At 28.8% G+C, this 21,706-nt stretch carries 16 protein-coding genes; 1 reads left to right on the plus strand and 15 read right to left on the minus strand.

The window, feature by feature from the left end:
* Nucleotides 1-29 precede the first annotated feature (29 nt).
* The 5 genes from AC2JAQ_RS14115 to glmM all read right to left on the minus strand — a co-directional run bounded on the left by AC2JAQ_RS14115 (nt 30) and on the right by glmM (nt 6,010).
* Nucleotides 30-611 carry a 5-formyltetrahydrofolate cyclo-ligase gene (locus AC2JAQ_RS14115; protein WP_488456987.1) on the minus strand — a complete coding sequence of 194 codons (582 nt, stop codon included), beginning with the start codon at nt 609-611 and terminating at the stop codon, nt 30-32.
* 214 nt (nt 612-825) lie between these two features.
* The gene (locus AC2JAQ_RS14120; protein WP_488456988.1) at nt 826-1,638 is read right to left on the minus strand and encodes a class I SAM-dependent methyltransferase; all 813 of its coding nucleotides are present in this window, start codon (nt 1,636-1,638) and stop codon (nt 826-828) included.
* 252 nt (nt 1,639-1,890) lie between these two features.
* Nucleotides 1,891-2,061: a hypothetical protein gene (locus AC2JAQ_RS14125; protein ID WP_423239057.1), complete on the minus strand. Its 171-nt coding sequence runs from the start codon at nt 2,059-2,061 to the stop codon at nt 1,891-1,893.
* 17 nt (nt 2,062-2,078) lie between these two features.
* Entirely contained in the window at nt 2,079-3,911 is a 1,833-nt protein-coding gene (gene glmS, locus AC2JAQ_RS14130; protein ID WP_488456989.1) for a glutamine--fructose-6-phosphate transaminase (isomerizing), read from the minus strand.
* A gap of 752 nt (nt 3,912-4,663) precedes the next feature.
* Entirely contained in the window at nt 4,664-6,010 is a 1,347-nt protein-coding gene (gene glmM / locus AC2JAQ_RS14135) for a phosphoglucosamine mutase (protein WP_488456990.1), read from the minus strand.
* Nucleotides 6,011-6,479: 469 nt separating this feature from the next.
* Between glmM and AC2JAQ_RS14140 the strand changes: the two genes are divergently transcribed.
* Nucleotides 6,480-7,772: a DUF349 domain-containing protein gene (locus tag AC2JAQ_RS14140; RefSeq protein WP_488456991.1), complete on the plus strand. Its 1,293-nt coding sequence runs from the start codon at nt 6,480-6,482 to the stop codon at nt 7,770-7,772.
* 42 nt (nt 7,773-7,814) lie between these two features.
* Here the strand turns inward: AC2JAQ_RS14140 and AC2JAQ_RS14145 are convergent, their stop codons facing one another.
* The 10 genes from AC2JAQ_RS14145 to AC2JAQ_RS14190 form a co-directional block, all read right to left on the minus strand.
* A complete protein-coding gene (locus tag AC2JAQ_RS14145) occupies nt 7,815-9,209 on the minus strand; it encodes a sensor histidine kinase (protein WP_488456992.1) in 1,395 nt (464 codons plus the stop codon).
* Nucleotides 9,190-9,882: a response regulator gene (locus tag AC2JAQ_RS14150; protein WP_488456993.1), complete on the minus strand. Its 693-nt coding sequence runs from the start codon at nt 9,880-9,882 to the stop codon at nt 9,190-9,192. The genes AC2JAQ_RS14145 and AC2JAQ_RS14150 overlap by 20 nt, the downstream gene beginning before the upstream one ends.
* A gap of 335 nt (nt 9,883-10,217) precedes the next feature.
* Entirely contained in the window at nt 10,218-10,535 is a 318-nt protein-coding gene (locus AC2JAQ_RS14155) for a DUF1540 domain-containing protein (RefSeq protein ID WP_488456994.1), read from the minus strand.
* A 75-nt stretch (nt 10,536-10,610) separates the two neighbouring features.
* Complete coding sequence (locus AC2JAQ_RS14160) at nt 10,611-10,919, minus strand: YerC/YecD family TrpR-related protein (RefSeq protein ID WP_488456995.1); 309 nt, start codon at nt 10,917-10,919, stop codon at nt 10,611-10,613.
* Nucleotides 10,920-11,133: 214 nt separating this feature from the next.
* The gene (locus AC2JAQ_RS14165) at nt 11,134-11,973 is read right to left on the minus strand and encodes an AIM24 family protein (protein WP_488456996.1); all 840 of its coding nucleotides are present in this window, start codon (nt 11,971-11,973) and stop codon (nt 11,134-11,136) included.
* Between the two features lie 115 nt (nt 11,974-12,088).
* Entirely contained in the window at nt 12,089-14,107 is a 2,019-nt protein-coding gene (locus tag AC2JAQ_RS14170; protein ID WP_488456997.1) for an amylo-alpha-1,6-glucosidase, read from the minus strand.
* A gap of 405 nt (nt 14,108-14,512) precedes the next feature.
* Nucleotides 14,513-16,876: a glycogen/starch/alpha-glucan phosphorylase gene (locus AC2JAQ_RS14175; RefSeq protein WP_488456998.1), complete on the minus strand. Its 2,364-nt coding sequence runs from the start codon at nt 16,874-16,876 to the stop codon at nt 14,513-14,515.
* A complete protein-coding gene (gene malQ, locus AC2JAQ_RS14180; RefSeq protein WP_488456999.1) occupies nt 16,869-18,362 on the minus strand; it encodes a 4-alpha-glucanotransferase in 1,494 nt (497 codons plus the stop codon). The genes AC2JAQ_RS14175 and malQ overlap by 8 nt, the downstream gene beginning before the upstream one ends.
* A gap of 21 nt (nt 18,363-18,383) precedes the next feature.
* Nucleotides 18,384-20,531, minus strand: a complete 2,148-nt coding sequence (locus tag AC2JAQ_RS14185) for a TIM-barrel domain-containing protein (protein WP_488457000.1) — start codon at nt 20,529-20,531, stop codon at nt 18,384-18,386.
* A 24-nt stretch (nt 20,532-20,555) separates the two neighbouring features.
* Nucleotides 20,556-21,569 (minus strand): LacI family DNA-binding transcriptional regulator, encoded by a 1,014-nt coding sequence (locus tag AC2JAQ_RS14190; protein ID WP_488457001.1) that lies wholly within the window; start codon nt 21,567-21,569, stop codon nt 20,556-20,558.
* Between the last annotated feature and the right edge of the window lie 137 nt (nt 21,570-21,706).

Here is a 21,706-nt window from a genome sequence, read left to right on the forward strand (position 1 = left end):
AAATTAAAATTATTGAAAATACTATTTTATTATTTGACTTTTTCTAAGCTAATAATTTTTTCTTCACTTATTATTAAATCAACCTTTTCATCAAAGAATTCATGTGGAATTTCATCAAAAATTTGAAAATCATAACATAAAGCTACTCTCTTACTATTAGGATATTTTCTTAAAAATCTATCATAAAATCCACCACCATATCCTAATCTATTACCATTTATATCAAAAGCTAGGCCTGGTATTATAATTAAATCAACATCCTCACTAATATCCTCACATTCAACACTTGGTTCTAAAATTCCAAAGGCACCACTTTCATTTAATTGAAGCATTGAATTTATTTTTAAAGCTTTCATTTGTCTTTCTTTTAAGCTTACTGGAATAACTTTAGGCACCGCAACAATTTTATCTGAAGTTAATAACTCCTTTATTATATCTATTGTATTTATTTCCGAATCCATATTTACATATATAAATACAACTTTACTATTTTTATAAATTTCACTTTCAAAAAGTGATTTTCTTATTTTTTCATCAGCCCTTAACTTTATGTTTTTATCTAAATTTTCTCTTTTAAGCTTAATTTCTTTTCTTAACTCTCCCTTGTCCATTGAAATTCCTCCTCATAGATTTTTAATAATTTTACCATATTTTGTATTGCAATACTACATGAAAGAAATTAATATTATAGTTGCTACGTAAATTACAAGAAAAAAATTCTAATTTAACATTAATACCTAAAATTTAATTAAATATTTTCAAATAAAAATAGATGCATAATTGGTTTCTATACCTCTACCAATTACACATCTATATTTAAAAGCTTTATTTTTTTGCTACTATTGTAAATGTCTTTGGAATTCCCTTATCAAAAACTTCACTTGATAAATTAGGCTCCTCTGTTAAACTTTCGATCTTTAACCCTGAACTAGCTACTGCTGTAACTATTTCACCTAAATTCCACTTTCTAAGAAATACTTTTTCAGCTTCTCCCTCTTCTAGATACTTTGAATAAGCTATTTCTTTTTCTTCTAATGATGTATCAAAATAGTCTCCTGTAACCTTATGTTTTCTTACTTTTGCAGTACTTCCTCTTGATGTTATAAGCTTTGTTGATACTGGATGAAAATCTCTTATTACAGCCTTCCCTCCCTCTTTTAATAAGTCATATATGACTTTCATAAAAGGAGTTAAATCTGAGAAATAATGAAGTATTCCCATTTCAGCAAATACTATATCATAATCTCCACTTAATACCTCTTTAGGCATCTTTAAAACATCACTTAATATGTACTTAATCTCAACTCCACAAGCTTTTGCTAAGTCTAAAGCATATCTTTTATTTCCCTCTGAAAAATCTACTACAGTAACCTCTGCTCCTAACAAAGCTAAAGCAACAGCTTTATTTCCATTAGATCCCATAAGATTAAATATCTTTTTTCCTTTAACATCTCCAAACTTATCTAATAAAACATTTAACTTCTTCTCAGGCATAGCCTTTATTTTTTCTGCAGCCTCTTCAGCTGTTCCAAACCTTTTAACCCAAGCATTATATGTTTCTTTATTCCAAGCCTCTTCATTTTCATGAATACAAACTTCTTTATCTTCTAAAATATTATTTTCTTGAAATTTTTCCACTGTAAATACCTCATTAATTAATATTAGCTTATTCCTCAGAATTATGAGGTTTTAGCGAAAGTATTATACTTCAACCCAAAGTATTTTTCAATATATTTCTTAACTCATTACATTCTTAAATATAATTTTTTTATTTACACAAATAAAGAGAGTGTCAAATCTACTCTCATATAGAATTTTTAAAATCCTATATATCATAATTTCTAACACTCTCTTACATATACAAATAAGATTAAATTTTAAGCTCTATAATTAAATTCCTTGTGCCCCAATTGCTGATTCTAAATCTTTTATTATTACATTTACTACTTCTAATTTGCCTTTAGCATAGTCTTTATCTTGTAACCAGTTTAAACCTAATTCAAGACATTTTTTAGTTTCCTTGTACTCTTCTAATAATTTTAATAAACTCTCATTATTCATATTCAAAATCCCCCTTTTTATTCAACAGTTACTGATTTAGCTAAGTTACGTGGTTTATCAACGTCAAATCCTTTAGCTTTAGCCACATAATATGAGAATAATTGTAATGGTACAACACTTAAAACTGGTGATAATATGCTTAATGTTTCTGGAATTTCTATTAATCCTTCAAACATTTTTCTCTTACTTTCTTCCATGTCACCTTTAAAGCAAACACCTAAAACATTAGCTCCTCTTGTAACAACCTCTTGAACGTTACTTATCATTTTATCCATAAGCTCTCTTTGAGTTAATAATGATACTACTGGTACATCTTTTTCTATAAGAGCTATTGGACCATGCTTAAGTTCTCCACCTGCGTAAGCCTCTGAGTGAATGTAAGAAATCTCTTTAAGTTTTAATGATCCTTCCATTGCAACTCCATAATCCATCCCTCTTCCTAAGAAGTATAAATCTTTTTCTGTAGATGCTTTAACTGCAAATTCTTTTATTAAATCTGTATTTTTAAGGATTTCTTCAACCTTTTCTGGTAATTCAAGCATTGCTTTTTTGATTTCCTCAATTTCTTCTACTGATTTGCTTCCTTTCAACTCAGCGAAGTGTAGTGCTAATGTGTACATAGCAATTAATTGAGTTACATATGCTTTTGTTGACGCAACAGCTATTTCAGGACCAGCCCATGTATATAATACATCATTAGCTTCTCTTGAAACTGAACTTCCTACAACGTTAGTTACAGCTAACACTCTTGCACCTTTTGCTTGTCCATCTCTTAAAACCGCTAAAGTATCTGCAGTTTCTCCTGATTGACTTAATACTATTATTAAAGTTTTATCTGTAATAACAGCATCTCTATATCTAAATTCTGAAGCTATATCAACTTCAACTGGTATTCTAACTAATTTTTCTATAGCGTATTTTCCAATAACTCCAGCATGGTAAGCTGTTCCACAAGCAACTATATATACTCTATCAACATTATCTAAATATTCTTTAGTTATTGATATATCATCTAAAGTTACTTCTTTTCCTTCCATAACTCTTGATGTCATTGTATCTTTTATAGCCTTTGGTTGCTCATGAATTTCTTTTAACATGAAGTCTTCATATCCACCTTTTTCAGCTGCATCAACATTCCATGTTATATGATAAACTTCTTTTTCTATTGGATTCTTTTCTTCATCAAAAAGAACTACTCCATCATTTGTTAATACAACAAACTCTTTATCTTCTAAAAGATAAACTTCTCTTGTGTAGTTTAAAACTGCTGGTATATCAGAAGCTATAAAGTATTCTTTTTCTCCTAATCCAACTATTAATGGACTATCTTTTCTTACAGCTACTAATTTTTCTGGTTCATCATTGCATATAACTCCAATAGCATATGAACCTTCCATGTGTTTAGTAGCTTCCATAACAGCATCTAATAAATCTCCTTTGTAGTAGAAATCTACTAGGTTTGGAATAACCTCTGTATCTGTTTCTGAATGGAATTCATATCCTTTTTCCATTAACCAGTTTCTTAACTCATTGTAGTTTTCTATGATTCCATTATGAACTACAGCTATTGTTCCTTTATTATTTAAATGAGGATGTGAGTTAACATCTGATGGTTCTCCATGTGTAGCCCATCTAGTATGTCCTATTCCTATTCCACCATCTATTGGATGTTCCTCTAACATTCCTTCTAAATTTGCTAATCTTCCTTTGTGTTTTTCAGCTTTTATTTCATTATTTTCTAATACAGCAACACCTGCTGAGTCATACCCTCTATATTCCAATTTTGATAATCCCTCAACTAATACATCTGTTGCTTTTTTCTGTCCTACGTATCCAACTATTCCGCACATATTTTTTCTTCCTTCCGTTTTTCAAATTATATTTCAACTTTCAAAATAAGCTTTATATAACTTCTTAATGCATAGAAGGTTTCAAACACCTGATTGGCTTTGTCCTTAAAATCACTTCTAAGCTTTAACCAATCTTTTACGGTAGTGCTTTACCGTGGGGCACCCGCCGAACTATCGATACTCCCCAACCTCGTCAACTTAAATTCTTATGAAAGCTAATAAATCTTACCACCACTTAAGGTCAGACAACTTATTAGCTTTGGCCATAAAACTTTAAGTCCTGGCGCTTTAATTTATTATTTTGAAAGTTAATATATTCTATGCATCATCTCTAAAAAAATCTACAAACTTATTCTAGCACTTTCAAAAATTTTTTCAAGCTTTTTTCGTTTATTTTAACTCATTTTTCTTTATTTTCGATTATTTTTCTAGATTATTTTTATTTATCTGTCTATACCTCTATATTTCTCCTTTTTAATATATTAATGTATAGTTGTATAGACATCTATAACCTTTAAATATTCAATTAACCATTTAAAATTATGCTTTCCAAAGAAAGTCTAAAATAAAATTCTTTCATTTTTTAGTATTAGCATTAAAAAAATTCTTCATCATATAATAAAAAAAGTAGTAAGCACTCTAAAACTTACTACTCATATTTATAAAACTTTACTAAATAAAAGCTATAAATATTATTGAGAAGTTTTCGCAATATATTTATAGCTTCTATTAATATTTTAATCTTTTAAATCTTAATTACATTTATCTTCTATCATTTTTGCTAGGTTATGAGCCATTTCATCTATTTCAGCTTGATTTTCACCTTCAAGCATAACTCTTACTAATGGTTCTGTACCTGAAGGTCTTATTAATACTCTTCCACAACCTTCTAAAACCGCTTCTATTCTCTTAATTTCAGCTATTATTTCTTCATCTTCTTCATGAATATTTTTCATGTTATTTGGTATCTTAGCGTTAACTAAAACTTGTGGTAATACCTTCATTACATTCTTTAATTCAAATAAAGATTTTCCTGTTCTCTTAACTATGCTAGCTACTTGAAGTGCAGTAACAAGACCATCTCCTGTTGTATTATGCTCTAAGAATATAATATGTCCTGATTGCTCTCCCCCTAAAGAATATCCTTTAGCTAACATTTCTTCTAATACATATCTATCTCCAACTTTTGTAACAGCAGTATTTATTTTTTCATTCTTACAAGCTATCATTAATCCTAAGTTACTCATTACTGTTACAACTAAAGTATCATCTTTTAATCTACCTAATTCTTTTAAGTATTTAGCGCATATTGTTAAGATGAAATCTCCATCAACTAAGTTTCCTTGCTCATCAACAGCTAAACATCTATCTGCATCTCCGTCAAAAGCAAATCCCATATGACATTTTTTCTTAACAACATACTCCATTAATTCTTCTGGATGAGTTGATCCACAATTTTCATTTATATTAGTTCCATCTGGATTATCATTTATTACAAATATTTCTGCTCCTAATTCTCTAAAAGCTCTAACAGCAGCTTCATGAGAAGCACCATTTGCACAATCTAAAGCTATTCTTAATCCTTCTAAAGATACTCCTACTGTATCCTTAGCAAAGTTTATATAATCTTCTAAAGCAGCTTTTTCTATTATTTCTCTTCCTAAATCTGCTCCTGTTGGTGATGGAACATTTTCAAATCCACTTTCTATAACTCTTTGTATTTCGTCTTCTAATTCATCTGATAATTTATATCCTTTATCATCAAAGAATTTTATTCCATTATATTCAACTGGATTGTGTGAAGCTGATATCATAACCCCAGCGTCAGCGCCATATACTCTTGTTAAGTGGGCTACTGCTGGTGTTGGAACTACTCCTAAACAAACAGCTTCTGCACCAACTGATAATATACCAGCAACTAAAGCCGCTTCTAACATATCTCCTGATATTCTAGTATCCTTTGCTACTAATATTTTAGGTTTATGAGTTCCTTCTGTTAAAACATAAGCTCCCGCTCTTCCTAAATTATATGCTAATTCTGCTGTTAATTCAGTATTTGCTATTCCTCTAACTCCATCTGTTCCAAATAATCTTGACAATTTCTGTCACCCCTCTAATAAATTTATATTATATTTAATTAAAATTCTTTTATTTTTGCTACTTAATTAATACTTTTTACACTTTCAAAGAATACTGTATGTACTACTTTTTGTCAAATATTAGTTAATAGAAAATTTAATTTTTTTCTATTTTTTATAGTCATTTTTTATATTATCACAGGAATAAAGGCTATTTATTACTAAAATATTATTTTTAGACCATTTTTTCATTAATATTATTTTAATAAATACCTAAGTAATTTTATTTCTTTTAATATAATATATCCTTCATATTAGCATATACTTGAAATTAGAAAGGTATTGTGTTTTATGTTTATTAAAGTACCAATCATACTATATTTCTATATATCTTACATAAATGTTCGTGAAAACATTTTAATTATGGACATAACTCCTATTACGCCTTAAAATATTAATTGAGTGATATAAAAGAAAGGGGATAATTAACATGACAACTAATGAATCTAATTACATAGATGAAAATAAAAATCCTATAGAAACTGAAGATTTTGCAAAAGCTTTGGCTGCTGAAGAAGAAAATTCTTGCAAAAGAAAAAGAGAAGTAATTGAGAAAATTAAAAGCTTAGCAAACAATGCTCAAAATTGGAAAGAAGCTAATAAAGAATTCAATGCTCTTATAGAAGAGTTTAATAATATTTATTACTATGACCAAGAAACTGAGAATACTCTTAAAGGTGAATTAAGAGAGGCTAAAAATGAGTTTTACAATGCCAGAAAAGCATTCTTTGAAAAAGCTAACGAAAGCTTCAAAGAAAATGCTGCAAAGAAAGAAGATGTTATAAAAAGACTTGAAGCTTTAGTTTATACAAATGATATAAAAGCTGGAGATATGTTAGCTAAATCTTTATCTGAAGAATTCTATGCTCTAGGTTTCGCAGGCAAAGAAGTAAATACTGAATTATTCAATAGATTCAAAGAAGCTAGAAATGCCGCTCAAGAAAGCAGAAAAGCTGCTATGGAAGGCTTAAAAGAAGAATTCATAAATAAAGCTGAAAGAAAAAGAGAAATAATCTCAGAACTTAAGGCTTTAGTTAATAATGAAAATTGGAAAGAAGCTACTGAAAAATTCAATGCTCTTTGCGAAGAATTTAAAGGAATAGGCTTCTCTGGAAAAGAAGGAAATGAAGAAATATCTCAAGGTTATAAAGAAGCTAAAGATGTATTCTTTGCTAAGAGACAAGAATTCTTCGATGCTTTAAAAGCTGAAAATAAAGTTAATATTGAAAAAAGAAAAGCTCTTATAGAAGAATTAAAGAAATTATATGAAAATGATAGTTGGAAAGAAGCTTCAGCTAAAGTAAAAGAAATAAGTGATGAATTCTTCAAAGTAGGATTCTGCGGAAAAGAAGAAAATGAAAAACTTATAAATGAATTCAAAGAAATTAGAGATGGATTCTACGCTGCTAGACAAGAATATTTTGATAATATAAATGCTGCTAGAGCTAATAAACAAAGAGACTTCTTAAATGGATTACTTAAAAACAAAGATGAATTTGTTAAAAAGTTAAAGAAATATATTAGCCAAGATGAAGAAAGACTTTCTGATTTCGCTAACAGATTATTCAATGTTAGACCTGGAAATAACTCATTAGAAACTATTGAAAAATATCAAGAAATAGTTGAAGATATTAAAGGTAGAATAGAAAGTAATAAAGCTAAGGTTAAAGAAGTTCAAAACGAAATGCATGAAATAAGAACTGAATTAAATAACTTAAAATAAAAAAATTTAAAGCTTACTAACAAAAATTAGTAAGCTTTTTTCTTATTTAGGTAGTATTATTGTAAATCTACTTCCTTTTCCTAATTCACTTTCTACCTTAACTTCTCCTCCATGAGAAGATACTATAGACTTAACTATAGTTAACCCTATACCAGTTCCTCCAGTAGCTCGTGTTCTTGATTTATCTGCTCTATAAAACCTCTCAAATACATATGGTAAATCTTCTTCTGAAATTCCTACTCCTTGATCTTCTATAGATATACTTAACTTATCATCTTTTAGTTTCTCCTCTATGACTATAGTACTTCCTTCATTAGAGTATCTAATGGCATTTGAAAAAATATTTACTAAGGCTTGAGTTATTTTATCTTTATCACAAGATATCTTAATATCCTTTTTCTCGTATTCAATCTTTATTTTTTTGCTCTTAGCTAAATTAGAAAATTGAAATACTACAAAGCAAATTACATCACTTATATTAACAATATCCTTTTTTATCTTCATAGAGTACTCATCATATTTGTTAAGCTTTTGCATATCACTAACCAACGAAGTTAATCTTTCTGCTTCCTCTTTGACGCTTATAAGTCTTTCCTCTGTAGGCTCCCATATTCCATCTATCATAGCCTCTAAGTGTGATTGTATATTTGTTAAAGGTGTCTTTAATTCATGAGAAATATCTCCTGTAAGCCTTTTTCTTATGCTCTCCTGTTCCTTTATACTCTGTGAAAGATTGTTTATAGAATTTATTAAACCATTAATCTCTAAAATATCTGTATTTATATCAATTTTTTTATCATAATCTCCATTTGAAATATATTTTGCTTTTGTCATAAGCTTATTTATTGGTTTTGTTATAGATTTTGAAATTATAAAGCCTATTATAGTAAAGGCCAAAATTAATAATGCTCCAATACTTAAAATAAGATTATTTACCATATTCAAGAACACTAATTCATTCTGCATATAAAAAATAGGACCATAAAATTTAACTCTAACCTCTCCTATTTTTTCCCCGTTTTTTATTAAAGGATAATATACTGGCTCAAATTGACTTGTAGTAGAACCATATTTCCCTTCCATAGACCTTTTTATAAAATTCATAACCTTATTACATCTCTCTTTAGAGTTTTTCTCTATATCAATTACTTCTTGATTTTCTTTATCATATAAGGCGACTATAATCCCTTTGTCTAAGGCATCATAGCTTATTTTTTCTAAATTTTGATAATTCCAATTACCATCAGAGTATTGCTCACCTAAATCTATCAAAATATTTTGTACTGTATTTTGATTTTTAACCATAATATAGTCTCCAAACTTCTTATCAAAATAGAACTTAGACATAAATACAGTAAGTAATGTAGTAATTATTATAATAGCTATAGAAGGAACTATTACCTTAAAATTTAAACTCTTATATCTTCTTACCTTCAAACTTATACCCCACCCCATATACAGTTACTATAAACTTAGGTTTTCTTGTATTCTCTTCTATTTTACCTCTTAAATTTTTTATATGAGAGTCTATAACTCTATCAAAACTATCACTTTTATCACCTAAAACTAATTCAATTATTTCATCTCTAGTAAATATCTTCTTTGGATACCTACTTAAGCAAATAAGTATATTAAACTCTGTTGATGTAAGAGTTATCAATTCTCCTCTTACCCAAACTTCTCTTGTATCTGTATTAATTTTTAACTCTCCATTATCAAAAATTAAAATATCACTATCTTCCTTTTGGCACTTTTGACTTCTTCTAATAATAGCCTTTATTCTAGCTATTAATTGCTTAACGCTAAAAGGTTTAGTAACATAGTCATCAGCACCAATATCAAACCCTTCTAGCAAATCCTCTTCTTCAGTCTTTGCAGTTATCATTATTATTGGAACACAACTTTTTTCTCTTATTACCTTACAAACTTCCTCTCCACTTAAATCTGGAAGCATAAGGTCTAAAAGAATTAAATCTATATCATTATTTTCGAATATTTTTAAAGCCTCTTCTCCATTACTACAAGAAAAAACACCAAATCCTTCTCTCTTTAAATATGCTTCTAAGACTTCTACTATTTTTTCTTCATCGTCAACTAATAATATATTCAAAATTTACACCTCTTACTCAATATTTTATATTTTCTATCTGTATATTATTTATATAAAAGAAATATATAAATAATATGTAGAAATATTTTATGCTTTTCTATGCTTATATTTTTATTATAGTACACATATAAATCGTAATCGGATAGCTTGTCTGCTTTTTTGATGCTTCTACCCCATTTAAAATTATTAATTCAACTTCTTGTATTTTTTAATGTTTCAACAAATTTTCTAAAATACTCTCTCACAATAATCTCCATTAATTTAATTCTTTTATGTAAAAAGAAGACTAAATTGTATAGTCTTCTTTCTCAATTAGCAAAGTTAATATAACTTAATTATTCAGGTTTGAAAGTTGCACAATTTGTGCTTTCTTGATTTTGTGCATAATCACCAGAAATATCTATGCTTTCTGCATGGCATTTACAATCTTTATTGTGACAACATTTTTCTGCTTCACAATCAACACTAGTTGCTGGTTCAGCTTCTCCCACATCAACAGCAGCATTAGTAAATCCACCTTTTTCAACAAAGCTTCCACAGCAAGTTGTTTCTGATTGACTAGCAAAAGAACCATTTACTTTTATTGAGTTTAATGAACACATATCGTTTTGATTATATGCACAGTTATCTACTCCACAGCTTAAATTTGGCATACTATATACCTCCTTAAATATTTTAGTTGATATTAGTATGTTCTTTTCTTCACCACGTTATTCCTAATATGATTTTTATATTTCTTTGTTTTCTTCTAGCCTATCTAGTATAGCATTATAGCCATCAGCTCCATAGTTTAGACATCTATTTACTCTACTTATAGTTGCTGTTGACGCCTTAGTTTCCTCTGCAATTTCAGTGTATGTTTTCTTATCTCTAAGCATTCTTGCAACATGTAATCTTTGAGCTAATGCTTTTAATTCTGAAATTGTACATATATCTTCGAAAAAATTATAGCACTCATTTATATCCTCTAATTTTAAAATAGCCTCAAATAAAAAATCTAAATCCTTACTTTTTAGTTTAGATTGAACTCCATTCATATACTCTTCTCCTTTAACTACTTGTATATTAATATAACTCTATAATAATCAAATATATTTTAAATTCTTTAACAAATTAATTATATCTCTATTATTATAATAAAGAAAATAATACTTGCACTAGAGTTAGTTTAATATATCTAAACTTTAGTTAACTTTAATTTAAATATCTTTCTTTAGTAACGTTCATTTAAATACTTATATTATTAATAAATTATACTTCAGTATTTGAACTACCACTTGGATTTGTTAAAGGTCTTAGTGAATCCCATCCATGCTCAAGCTTTTCATAAACAGATTTAGTTGGTATTAACCATACTTCTCCTGTTCCCCTAAAGACATTTAAAAGTCCTTCTCCTCCAGTAGCAGTAGAGACTAATGATTTTGATGATTTTTCAACTGTAAACTCAATATCCCCAGTTCTTAAAATTGCAAAGTTACCATCAACTTTTAAAACATCATTATTTATTTTACACTTAAATATTTCTTCTTCAGGTACCGGTATTTCTAAAACTACTATTCCTTCTCCAGAAAGCTTTGTTTGAAAAACTCCTTCATTACCTAAAACCATAGATGATAATGACTTATTCATATGAGCTGTTACTTCTACACTACTTTCACAAGCATAAAATAATCCATCATCAACTATTATCTCATCATCTTCTAATTCAATTAAAGCATAATGACCAAAAGAAGGCTCTAAAAATATGTCACCTGTTCCATCGTATCTAGGTTTAAAAGTACTCTCTCCAGTAACCTTACTAGCAAATAATTTTTTACCTAATCCAATTGGTCCTCCTATTTTATTTCTCATACTTATAGGACCTCTCATGTAACTTAAAGCCCCTTTTTCTATCTTAACAGAGCTATCTTCTAATATTATTCTAACCTGTCTTAACTTTATATTTGCTTCTCTCATTTGATTTAATTTTATAGCAAGTTCTAAAGAGTTTCCTCCTCTTAAACTATCATATTCTAAAACTTGAAATACAGAGTCTCCTCTCATTTCAGATATCATGTTAATTTGATTTTCTATATTTAGTGATGTTCTCACATATATCTCCCCTTTATGTTAAGTTCTTCCTTTAATTATATCCCAAAACTTCAAACTTAATAATTACAAAAATCAAAAAAGCTAGAGATTAATAAAGTAATCTCTAGCAAAACATTTATATAAATATATCTTTGTGGACTTTTTCTAACTTCTTCTTATTTCCTAATATATCTTCATAATAAACTCTAAGCATTTCACCAACACTCCAGGCTTGGGCATAACAACCTCTAGCTTTATAAGGATTATCACCATCAAAAATTTCAGCAATACTTCCTAAACATTGATCTTGTATATGATCCTCCATATCACTCATTAAAGAATCCACTAAGTCAACAGCTTCTTTAGAATAATCATTTATCTTACAATAAGCTGTGAAAAATGCTCCTAAAGGGAATCCCCATGTTGTACCTTGATGATAAGCCATATCCCTATCAAAAAGCTTTCCTATATAGATTCCATGATAATCCTTATGATCTCTACTTAAACTTCTTAAACCATAAGGTGTATATAGTTCTTCAAAAACCTTTTGTACAACAAGCTTTTCTTTTTCTCTATCTAACATTGTAAATGGTAATGATACAGCCCAAATCTGATTCGGTCTTAAGCTAGAATCTTTTTCTTCATCATTTACAACATCATAAAGATACTTTCCATCTTCATTCCAAAAAGCCTTAGTAAATGATTCTTTAACCTTTTGTGCTAATTCTTCATACTCATTATTATTTTCTTTTTCAAACTTGTCTTTTAATAAAGCTGCTATTTTTAAGGCATTATACCATAAAGCATTTATTTCAACCGGTTTACCATGTCTAGGAGTAACTACTATTCCATTTACTCTTACATCCATCCAAGTTACTTGGTCTAAACCTGAACCAGCATTTATTAAAGAATCCTTCTCATCCATTTTTATTGAGAACTCAGTACCTTCTTTATAAGCCTTTATTATATTTTTTATTGTTCCATATACTTCTTTTTCTACAAATTCTAAAGCCTCATCACTATTAGCATAAAGTAAATAGTTATAAACTGCATTTATAAACCATAGTGAAGCATCAACTGTATTATAAAGTGGTTCTTGTCCTTCTCCAGGAAACATGTTTGGTATTAATCCATCTTTCTCATAAAGACTAAAACTTCTTATAATATCTTTGGCATCATTTAACCTACCAGTTGATAATGTTAATCCATTAATAGCAATCATAGCATCTCTTCCCCAATCTAAGAACCAAGGATATCCTGCTAATATTGTTTTTCCATTTATAGATTCCCTATTTACTATAAATTGATCTGCTGCAATAGGAAGATACTTAGCTAAAACTCTTGAATCATCAAAGGTATTTCTAAGTTTTCTTATTCTTTCTTCTTCATTTTCTATTATTTTTTCACAGTCAAAATTATCTTCTTTCTCTATAGTACAAAGTAAATAAACTTTTTTTCTTTCATTAGGATTTAATTTTATTTCAACAGTTCCTGGAACGTAACATTTATCCACAAACTTATCACCTGTACTTTTATCCACATCGTAATAAATTTTATCCACAATTTTGTCATTATTATCTATTATTTTTCCACCATAAGTTAAAAATCTTATAATTATATCGTCTTTTAGCTTTGGAATAAGTTCAATTTTTTCTTTATCCACAGTTTTTTTGAATTCTAAATTCTCTTGTCCACTGCATATACCTGGATTTCTAAAAGTAAATAGTGGTTCAATGTTTATTTTAGATTCTTCACTTCCATTTAATATATCATATTCAATCACTACAGTGTTTTTACCATATTCCATAGCAACCTTTTTATCAACAACTACTCCATCTACAAAAAATCTAAAATGAGGCAATCCATCATAGTAAAATCCTTGTAAATTATTAAAGCCATCAACTATTTTATCTGTATATTTACAAGAACTCAACTGGTGAAGCTTTCCACCGATTTTTATTTCCTCATTTAAATTAGAAAGAATCATATATCTTTCTTCTGGTGAATTAGTGCATGCTAGCAATAATCCTTGATACTTTCTACAGTTTGCTCCAATAGCAGTTCCTCCACAGAATCCACTTATACCATTAGTAATCAACCATTCTTTCTCTATACCTCTATCATAGCTAGTCCAATCTTTTTTTCCAAACTTCATAAATTGCCACCCCTTATTTTAATACCTAAAGTACTCTCTTTACCATAACTTTTATGAATTTTTATTTACATCTAAATTTAAAGTCCTATCTTGAGTAAATATTGATTTTATATAATCAAAAAAATAATTAATAATAGTCAATATTTTAAAATATAATTAGATTTAAAAATGCTTTTTAATCTAAGAAAAGGCTTCGCATCAAACCCTAAACCCCAATTTAAATTTAACTCTTTATAAAGAGTATAAAATTTAACTTTCCAAATTTACAATTTGGACTTTAACTCAGTTTTCAAGTTTTAGCAAAGCCATTTCTTATTGTTGTCTATATTTCCCTAAGGAAATATAGCTTTTTAGTAATATATTTGGGAATATATTGGAATGCTTATTAAATAAGCTTTTGCCCTATTATTTGTTTGTGCATTTTTTGATTCCCCAAATGTCATCACAATATTCTTTTATTGTTCTGTCACTTGAGAACATACCTGCATTACAAGTATTTTCAAATGCCATCTTAGCCCATCCTAATTTATCTTTATAAGCTTCAAACACCTTATCTTCAGTATCTTTAAATGCCTTAAAGTCTGCTAATAAGAAGTATTGATCTCCTTCTTCTAATAATGAATTATAAAGGTCTTCAAAGTCACCAGTACCACCATCATCAAAAGTACCATCTACTAATGAATCTAAAACTCTCTTTAATTCTTCATCAGCTTCATAGTAAGCAACTGGATCATATTTTCCTTTTAATTCTTCTATTTCTTCTACTTCTAACCCAAAGATAAAGTTATTATTTATTCCGCTTTCTCTAACAATTTCTACATTAGCTCCATCGTTAGTTCCGAAAGTTGGTGCTCCATTTAACATAAATTTCATGTTACCTGTTCCTGATGCTTCTTTTCCAGCTGTTGATATTTGTTTTGATACATCTGCTGCTGGGAATAATTTTTCTGCATAAGAAACTCTATAGTTTTCTACAAATACAACTTTTATTTTTCCTTTTATAGATTTATCATTGTTTATAAGTTTAGCAACTTCATTTGTTAACTTAACTATTGATTTAGCTCTCTTATATCCTGGGAAAGCTTTTGCTCCATATATGAATGTTACCTTTGGTATATCCATATCTGGATTTTCTTTTAATCTATAATATAAATCTAAGATATATAGAGTATTTAATAATTGTCTCTTATATTCATGTAATCTCTTAATTTGTATGTCAAATATTGAATCTGGATCTAATTCCACACCTTCGTGCTCTTTAATATATGCAGCTAATTGTTCTTTCTTAGCATGCTTGATTTCCATAAATTTCTTTAGAACTTCTTCATCATCTTTATATTTTTCTAATCCTTTTAATAAGTCTAAGTTTTTAACCCAATCTTCACTTCCTAAAAGTTCAGTTATTAAAGCTGATAATTCTTGGTTACATAATCTTAACCATCTTCTTGGAGTTATTCCATTTGTTTTGTTTTGGAACTTCTCTGGATATAATTCATACCAGTTTTTAAGCTCAATGTTCTTTAATATATCTGTATGTAGTTGTGCAACACCGTTAACAGCAAATCCTACGTGTATTGCTAAATTAGCCATTCTAACTTTTCCATCGTTAACTATTCTGAATTCTTCTATTTCTTCTTCTGAATATCCTCTTTCTTCTAAGTTAACTATAAATTCTGCATCTATTTTTTCGATTATTTCTAATATTCTTGGGAATAATTCTTCTATTAAATCAACATCCCATTTTTCTAAAGCTTCTGCTAATATAGTATGGTTTGTATAAGCAAAAGTTTTTGAAGCAACATTATAAGCTTCTTCAAAAGTGAATCCTTCTTCATCTACAAGAAGTCTTATAAGTTCTGGAATTGCTAAAACTGGATGAGTATCATTTAATTGAACAGCATGAAGCTTTGCAAAATCTTCAGTAACGTTTCCAAATACTTCTTTATGCTTTCTTATTATATCTTTTAATGATGCACTTACTAAGAAGTATTGTTGTCTTAATCTTAGTAATTTACCATCTCTATTTGAATCATTTGGATATAAAACTCTTGATATATCTTCAGCTCTATTTTTAAGCTCTAATGCTTCATCATATTTTTGTTCATTAAATAATTTGAAGTCAAATTCTTTTACAGGTTCACACTTCCATAATCTTAAAGTATTTATATTCTTACTAGCATATCCTATTATTGGAGTATCATATGGGATAGCTTTAACTGTCATATCTTCAAAATCAACAGTTACAAACTCATCCTCTTTTCTTATACTCCAAGGTTCTCCATATTTTAACCAGCTATCAACATCTTCCTTTTGGAATCCATCTTCAAAATATTGAGAAAATAAACCATTGTTATATCTAATTCCATAGCCTTTTAGTGGTACTTCTAATGAAGCTCCTGAATCCATAAAACAAGCTGCTAGTCTTCCTAGACCACCATTTCCTAGACCAGCATCCTCTTCTATTTCTTCAATTCTATTTAGATCAAACCCTATTTCATCTAAAACTTCTTTTACTTCATTATAAAGACCTAAACTTATTAAGTTATTTCCTAAAGCTCTACCCATTAAATATTCAGCAGAGAAATAGTATGCATTTTTTTCTTTCTCATAAAGCTCCTCTGTATGATTCCAATCATCAACAATGTTTTCTAAAAGAGTTAATGATAGTGCATTAAACACCTCAAAATCTTTAGCATCTTTAATTGAACTCTTTCCATACTTTACTTTTAGATATCTTTCGATTCCTCTCTTGATTTGTTCTTTATTCATTGTTATTCACCCTTCCATATAGTTTTGTTATATCATATATTTTATCTGCTAATTCATCAGTTAAAGCATCCTCCTTAACTCGCCATTGCCAATTGCCCCCAAGAGTAGATGGATAGTTTATTCTTGCTTCATTTCCTAAGTTTAAGAAATCTTGCATTAGAGCTATTGCAGTATGTGCTACACTACTCCAAACTCCTCTGATGAATCCCCAGTTATACCCTTCTTCCTCAGTAAGTTTTAAATATTTTTTAGAATATTCCACATCATCTTTGTTTCCTGTAACTTCAAACCAACCTCTAAATGTATCATTATCATGAGTCCCTGTGTAAGCTATTGAATTTACTGGATAATTATGTGGAAGATAATCACTTTCTTCCCTAGAATCAAAGGCGAATTGTAAAACCTTCATACCTGGGAATCCAGTTTCATCTCTAAAGTCTATAACCTCTTGAGTTAAGTAACCAAGGTCCTCTGCTATTACATTAACCTCTCCTAACTCATCTTTAATTGCATTAAACAGCTTTATTCCAGGTCCTTTAACCCACTCACCATTTACTGCTGTTTCATCTCCATATGGTATTTGCCAATAAGCTTCAAATCCTCTAAAGTGATCTATTCTTAATATGTCGTAAAGTTTAAAGCTCTCTCTTACTCTATCAATCCACCAACTATATCCTGTCTCATCCATATAACTCCAATCATATATAGGATTACCCCATAGCTGACCTGTTTCTGAAAAGGCATCTGGTGGACATCCAGCAACTTTTTTAGGCACATTATTTTCATCTAATAAAAATGCTTTTGGATTTGCCCAAACATCTGCACTATCCTCTGCAACATATATAGGCATGTCTCCTATTATCTTAATTCCCAAGCTATTTGCATATTCTTTTAGCTCACTCCATTGTTTAAAGAAATGATATTGTAAGAATACCCAATAATTTATTTCTTTAGCTAATCTAACTTTGCATTCTTCTAAAGTCTTTTTATCTCTTAACTTTAGTTTTTCATCCCAATCCTGCCAGCTAACTAAGTCATTTTCATTTTTAATTGCCATATATAAAGCATAATCTTCAATCCAAAGTTTATTTTCATCTCTAAATTTCTCAATTTCTTTTTTGTTTTTATCTAGAGATTTTTCATATGCTATTCTTAATACTCTCATTTTCTTATCAAATAATAAAGCATAATCTATTTTTTCTGGATCATTTCCAAAATTAATTCCTTCGTAATCCTTTTTATCAAGTAATCTTTCTTTATTTAAAATATCAAAATCTATGAAATATGGATTTCCCGCAAAAGCTGAAAATGATTGATATGGTGAATCTCCATAACTTGTAGGACCTAGAGGCAATATCTGCCAATACCCTTGTCCAGATTTCTTTAAGAAATCCACAAATTTAAATGCTTCCTTACCAAAAGTACCTATTCCATACTTTCCAGGTAAGGAAGCAATATGCATTATTATTCCACTTGATCTTCTCATATTGCTTCCCCCTAGTTACTATTATTGAACTAATATCTCTTTTTCAATCATATTTTTATTTAAATCAAATATTTTTATATTTAACTTTTTAACCCTTGAATTTTTATTTTCTATTGATATATCATAATCTGATTCTACTTTTGTGATTTTTACTTTAAGCTCTTCATAATCACCTTTTTTATAGTCCTTAGTGATTCCATCATCGTTGTAATATGTGTATTCAGCTATATCATCAACAAAAGCAATTAGATTTAATTCACTAGTATCTAAATTTTCTACCCTTTTACTTGGCTTACTTGCCATTGTTACTATTTTATTTTTTCTTATAAATATAGGAACTTCATTTAACTTAGCTTCTACATAATGATTTCCTTTTTCTAAAATTTCATAATCCCCATCATCATATTTTCTAGCTCTCCATAGAAGCATTTCTTCTGGAAGATAAACATATCTTCCTAAAGCATTTTGTTCATATATAGGTGCTATCATTAAGCTATCACCTAAAAGTAATTGATTTTCTACTCTCTTTGCAAAGTTATCTTTATACTCGAATGTTAATGGTTTAAAATACATTTCATTATTTAAAACAGCTTTCATATACTCACTATAAAGATATGGAACCATAACATATCTTAACTCCAATATATTTTTTAATACTTTGACACTTTCACCTCTAAATGCATATGGTTCTTGATGTCTTGTACCTAAAGCTGCATGATTTCTAAATAAAGGTGTAAACATGCTAAATTGTGACCATCTTATAACTAAGTCTTCTGTAGCATCTCCTCCAAATCCGCCAGTATCAGCTCCTGTATAGATAAATCCACACATATTTATATTTGGCATCATTTGAATATTTAACTTAATATGTTCCCACCAAGACATATTATCTCCAGTCCATATTCCTCCATATCTATGCATACCAACTGTTGATGCTCTAGAAAATAGTAAAAACCTCTTATTTTCATCTATATTCTCAAGTCCTTCAGCTGCTGCTCTTGTCATATTAAATCCAAAAAGATTATGAACCTTATCATGTCTTATTTTTTCGTTTCCTACTCTATGATAGAAGCTTTGATAATCTTCCATACTATTTTGAAGTCTTGGGAATGTATCCTTAACATCAAAATAATCATATATACCTAAATTCTTTCCTTTTGCTTCTGATATTTTTTCAAAAGCTTCATTTAATCTTTTTTCAGAATAGAATATTGCAGGCTCATTCATATCATTCCAAAAGCCCTCTATACCCTTATCAGTGAGTACTTTATATTTATTCCCAAACCATAATCTTGCATCCTTATTTAAAAAGTCTGGGAAATGAACTCTACCTGGCCAAACTGCTGCTACAAAAGGTTTTCCTTCATCATCTAAACAGTAATAACCATTTTTAACACCTTCCTCATAAACATCATATCCCTCTTCAATTTTGCATCCAGCATCGATTATTGGAATAAGTCTGACTCCTCTTTCTTTAACTTCCTTCACAAAGTTTTCAAAATCAGGGAAGGCTTCTTTATTTATGGTAAAGTTCTTGAAATCCTCCATATAATCTATATCAAGGTATAAACAATCAAGAGGAAGTTCTGATTTATTAAAATTATCTAGGACTTCAAGAACTTCATTACGATCTTTATAACTCCATCTACTTTGTTGAGCACCAAATGCCCATTTTGGAGCTATATAACTTTCTCCTATAAGCTCTCTAAAACTCTTTGCTATATCTTTTAAGCTTTCACCTTCAATAATATATAAAGCAAAATTTTCATCATCTATTGTTATCTTTAATTCATCTCTTCTTGTATAACCTACATCAAACTTTACTCTTCCAGGATAATCTATAAATATCCCAAAAGTTTTTTCTCCATAAACCATTAAGAAATTATGAGCTCCATATAGGCTTTTCTTTTCTGGAGTATGTGAGAAGTCATCTGTACAGAAACTTTCATATACCCATCCTCTTTTATTTAATCCTCTTACGTTTTCACCTAATCCATAAACAATATCTTCATCTTTAAGCTCTAATGTAAGAGTGTTATTTTCAAAATTTAAATATTTTAATTCTTGATTCTGTATTTCTGAACCTTCCTTTAGAACAACTGACTCAGTATTGAAAGGAGTTCCAAAAGTATATTTAGTTATGTGATTATTGACACCATTAATTCTCATAATATCTCCCCCAAATTATAATGACTATCTTATATCCTTGCATGAATCTCTTTCTATTATTTTTGTTTCAAAAATTATATGCTTATGCTCTTCTTTTTTTGCTAAAAGAGCTAATAGTAAATCTATACTATTATTAGCCATATGTTTTTTAGGCTGCTTTACAGTTGTTATTCCTGGATTATAATATTTACTTATATCCATACCATCAAATCCAATAATAGATATATCTTCTCCTACTTGTAATCCTTGATCTATAACTGACTTAGCTGCACCAACAGCCATAATATCTGATATTGAAAAAATAGCTGTTATATCTTTTCTATTATTAATTATTTCTTTTGTAACTTTATAAGCTCCACTATAGTCGTAATCACCTATAAAAACATTATCTTCTGAATATGGTATATCGTTTTCTTCTAATGCTTTTCTATATCCTTCAAGTCTTAGTCCACTTATACCAACGTCATTTTTTTCTCCTAGTAAAATAGCTATATTTCTATGACCTTTATCTATAAGATATTGAGTTGAATCTTTAGCAGATAATATATTATCTATTCCTATTGATGAAAACTTACTTTTGCTCTCTTTAGATATTGTATTAACAGATGTTAAAACTACTGGAATATCTAAAAATTGAAAACTTTCATCGTTTATATTTAAAAAGTTTCCTCCTAGACAAATAATACCTTGAAGTCTTTTTTCCTTAACAAAAGCTATTAAATTATCTACATCATCCTCTGTTGTATAATCATTTTGTTGTAATATCATTGTATAACCCGCTTCATTTATTCTGTTACCTATGATGTTTATCATCTCAGCAAAGAATGGGTTGAATACCCCTTTTACTAAAACTCCTATATTATTTGTATAATTTTTCTTAAGAATCCTAGCACTATTATTAGGTATGTAATTACTTTCTTTTATTATTTTTAATATTTTTTCTCTTGTTTCATCCTTTACATCTGGATGTTCATTTATAACTCTTGAAACTGTACTAACGCCAACCCCAGCAAGCTTTGCTATGTCTCTTATATTCATATAAAAATCCTCCTGATTTTCTATAATCTTTAATTAACTTGGAAATTGTTTCGGTAACGATACCAATTTAATTATAAACCTCATAGAAATCATTAGCAATAATACTTACAAGAGTTTAAATAATTATAATAAAATTT

Source organism: Clostridium sp. LIBA-8553 (assembly GCF_057782465.1).